Origin of the sequence: Xanthomonas euvesicatoria pv. euvesicatoria (assembly GCF_020880415.1) — a bacterium.
GTDB lineage: Bacteria > Pseudomonadota > Gammaproteobacteria > Xanthomonadales > Xanthomonadaceae > Xanthomonas > Xanthomonas euvesicatoria.
This window is the reverse complement of sequence record NZ_JAJIUJ010000114.1, coordinates 1-4,063: the sequence shown is the minus strand read 5'-3', so window position 1 is coordinate 4,063 and position 4,063 is coordinate 1. Positions and strand designations below refer to the sequence as shown.

The 4,063-nt window shown below is 56.0% G+C and carries 1 protein-coding gene; it reads left to right on the top strand.

The window, feature by feature from the left end:
• Positions 1-222: 222 nt before the first annotated feature.
• Positions 223-4,063, top strand: a 3,841-nt coding sequence (locus LN450_RS20155; RefSeq protein WP_228892936.1) for an RHS repeat protein, incomplete at its 3' end; no start/stop codon positions are given.

Here is a 4,063-nt window from a genome sequence, read left to right as displayed (position 1 = left end):
GCTTGCCTTGGCGCCAGCCAAGCCGGCGCTACGCAGCGTCCGCTCCGCACCGCTGACGGCCAACGCATCTCATCTCAACGTGCATAACACCCTCTAGGGCTAGCATTTGATGAACAGTTGTTGAACTTGGGGGCAACCTAAGGCAGAGTAGGAAGACGAATCACACGTCTTTGTGGTTTGCCAAAATTTTGCTCAGCCATTGCCATCCCTAAGGAAAGGTTGATGAATAAGGTTAAATTTTTCGTCTGCATTGTCTTGCTTTTGATTTGTCACGTCTCACAAGCGGCTTGGACGGTGCGAGGGATTGACGAGGAAGGCAGGACGATCCCGGAGAAAACTTTTAAAACAAAGTCCGAGGCGGAAATATATCTCCGAGCGAGTGCGCGATACTTTGACTATTACACAGATGTCCAAGCGACCTCGCAAAACGGAAAGATTCAATATTCCTATTCTAGTGGAGAGTTCCCGTCCTCGAAAACAGATTGGCTATACTGGAATAATCGAACGACTCCGCTAGGCACCCTCTATCCTAGTGGACTTGGCAAATCCGAATCAGCGGAAATTGCCGCGCTAAATGCTTGGTATCCAAGTTTTCGCGACAGCTGCAATGGCACAGGAATCGAAGCCATCAGCAGTCAAATGAGAGGCGGAAGCGGAGGGGAAATTCGACCCGATGATTGGGTGCTCTCTAGAAGAACCGATATCGAATCATGGTCAAAGGTCGTAACGTTCTGGTTTTTTGTGCGGGATCAGAATAACGTTTGCAATATGCGACTGATTTCTCAGGACGCTGCCATATCGGGTATGCGTATCAAGTATTGCCCCTCAGAGGTCCAGTTTTTTTTGGGTGAAGGCTGCGGTTATCCCGGCTGGGGAACGATTACCGGGGACATAGAAACATGTCATACATCTGATTGCCGAGAGATGGTAGGAAATCCTATTCACGTCTTTAGCGGCGAAAAGTTTTACGCGCAAAAAGAAGCAGTCCTTGAAGGCATTGAATTCAAGCGCACGTTTAGTTCCAATTCCAAGAATCCTCATAAGTTTGCAACACAAAATTGGATGGATAATTTTTCATCGCGGCTATATGGATGGGCAGCGTATCTTTCACCTGAAGCGAAGCTCTGCCAAGTCGTTTTTCAAGGTGGAAATGCTGTTTGCGCAAACAACGAGTCGATACGTTTTGTGACTGTTGGGGGAAAAAAGCAGGTTAGAACATCTGACAAATTTGTCGAGACGTTCGACCAGGACGGATATCTGATAAAAGTCGAGTATCTATCAGGTCAAGTTGTTGAAGTCGAGCGCGGCGCTGATAAGAAGATAGAGAAACTCCGATTTGGTTCGGGCCGCGTTATTAACTTCAATTACACAAACCCTTCTGCCAATGCAGCACCATTAGTAAGTTCCATCGTTTTTCCGGATTTCACAATTACCTACGTACACGACGAAAGACTACGTCTGCGCCAGATTCGATACTCAACTGGCGAGGTCATTAGTTATCAGTATGAGGATCCTCGCTTCCCAACTCTACTGACAACTGTCGTTGGCGAGGATGGAAAAACCAGTGCTCAGTATGTCTATGATAACAATGGGCGTGCAGTGACCTCCGTTTCTGAAGGGCGTGCCTACCAAGTTAGCTATGACGATGCCGCATCTGTCTCGACAGTGACAGACCCAAATGGAGCAATATCCAAATACTACGGATCAATTCAAACATTTGGCCGTGTTGTACCCCAGTCTCAGGGTGTGTCAGAGGAAGCTTGGTCGTACGGAACAAATGGCCCTTCGTCTTTTTCTAAGGGGCAATGGAAAGTAGATTATAAACGCGACTTTATGTCGGGCGTCATTACGGAGTTATCAGAATCGCTCAAAGGGACTTTATATCGTCGAAGGGTGGTCACGTGGAATGCACTTTCTCCAGTCCAAGACTCGTATTCAATCTTGAATGCTTCTGGTGTCACGCTTCAAAAGAATGAGTTTACACGCAACGAGCTAGGGCAGGTGCAAACAGCCACAACAACATCGACGCAAGGCAATCTGACGCGACAAGTTGTTTCCAGCTACTGCTTGCCAAGTGACGTTAGCGCAGGCACATGTACACGTGCGTGGGCTTTGAGAAGTAAAAACGGTCCCCGAACAGACGTGAACGACCAAATGCTCTATGCGTACTACATGGCAGATGCGGCAGGATGTGCCTCAGCAGCAAGTGGATGCATTTATCGCAAGGGCGATTTGTTGAAAACAACTAATCCTGCCGGCCAAACCACCGAATACCTCGCCTACGACGGCGCTGGCCGCCCGCTGTCCATTAAGGACGCCAATGGCATCGTCACCGACTACAGCTATCACCCGCGCGGTTGGCTGACGGCCGCCAAGGTGCGTGGCGCCGATGCGTCCAGCGAGGCCGATGACCGCATCACCCGCATCGACTACTGGCCCACCGGCCTGGTCAGGCAGGTCACCCAGCCCGATGGCGCGTTCACTGCCTTCACCTACGATGCGGCGCATCGGCTGACCGATATCACCGACAACGCGGGCAACACCGTCCACTACACGTTGGACAATGCCGGCAATCGCGTCAAGGAAGACACCAAGGACGCGGCCGGCACGTTGAAGCGCACGCTCTCGCGCGTGTACAACCAGCTCGGCCAGCTCAAGACCCAGGCCACCGCCGCCAGCGACCCCACCGACTTCGCGTACGACGCCAACGGCAACGCCACCACCGTGACCGATGCGCTGGCAACCGCGACGCAGAGCGAGTACGACCCGCTCAACCGGCTCTCGCGCACGTTGCAGGATGTCGCCGGCATCAAGGCCGACACCAAGTTCGAATACGACGCGCTCGATAACCTGACCAAGGTCACCGACCCCAAGGGCCTGGACACTACCTACGACTACAACGGCTTCGGCGAGTTGGTGAAGCTCACCAGCCCGGACACCGGCGTCACCAGCTACACCTACGACAGCGCCGGCAACCGCGCCACCCAGACCGATGCGCGCGGCAACACCACCGCCTACAGCTACGACGCGCTCAATCGCCTGACCAAGGTCACCCACCCCACCACCAGCCTCAACGTCACCTACACCTATGACGTGACGCAGACCGCGTGCGCCAGCGGCGAGACGTTTTCCATCGGGCGCCTGACCAAGATGCAGGACGGCGGCGCCATCACCCAGTACTGCTACAACCGCTTCGGCGATCTGGTGCGCAAGGTACAGACCAGCAACGGCACCGCGCTGGTGCTGCGTTATGACTACACCGTCGGCGGCCAGTTGCGGCGGATGACGTATCCCAACGGGGCTGTGGTCGATTACGTGCGCAATGCACAAGGCCAGACCACGCAAATTGGCGTCACGCCCGCCGGCGGCAGCCGGCAGGTGCTGCTGGGCAATGCCAGCTACTACCCGTTCGGCCCGGCCGCCGGCTGGACCTACGGCAATGGCCGCACCCTCGCCCGCCAGTACGATCTGGACTATCGCCCGCAGGCCATCCAGGACACCCGCCCGGGTGGGCTGGACGTCGGGTTTGGCTTCGACCCGGCCGGCAACCTCACCGCGCTGACGCCCGCAGGCAATCCCGCGCCGGAGATCGGCCTGGGCTACGACGCGCTGGGCCGCCTGACCGGCCTCACCGATGGTGTCACCGGAACTGTCATTGACGGCTACAGCTATGACGCCACCGGCAACCGCCTCAGCGCCAAGGTCGGCACCACCACGCAGATCTATAGCTATCCGACCGACAGCCACCGCCTCAGCGCCATGGCAGGCGTCGCACGTACATACGATGCCACCGGCAACACCACCGCCATCGGCGGCACCGCCCGCCAATACACCTACGACACCACCGGCCGCATGACCCAGGCCCGCCGCGCCGGCGCGGTGACCATGAACTATCGCTACAACGGTAAAGGCGAACAGCTGCGCCGCTTCCTCGGCACCACCAACACCTACACGCTCTTTGATGAAGCCGGCCACTGGCTGGGCGACTACGACAGCAACGGCGCGCCCAAGCAGCAAGCGATCTGGCTGGACGACCTACCAGTCGGCCTGCTGGCGAACGCCA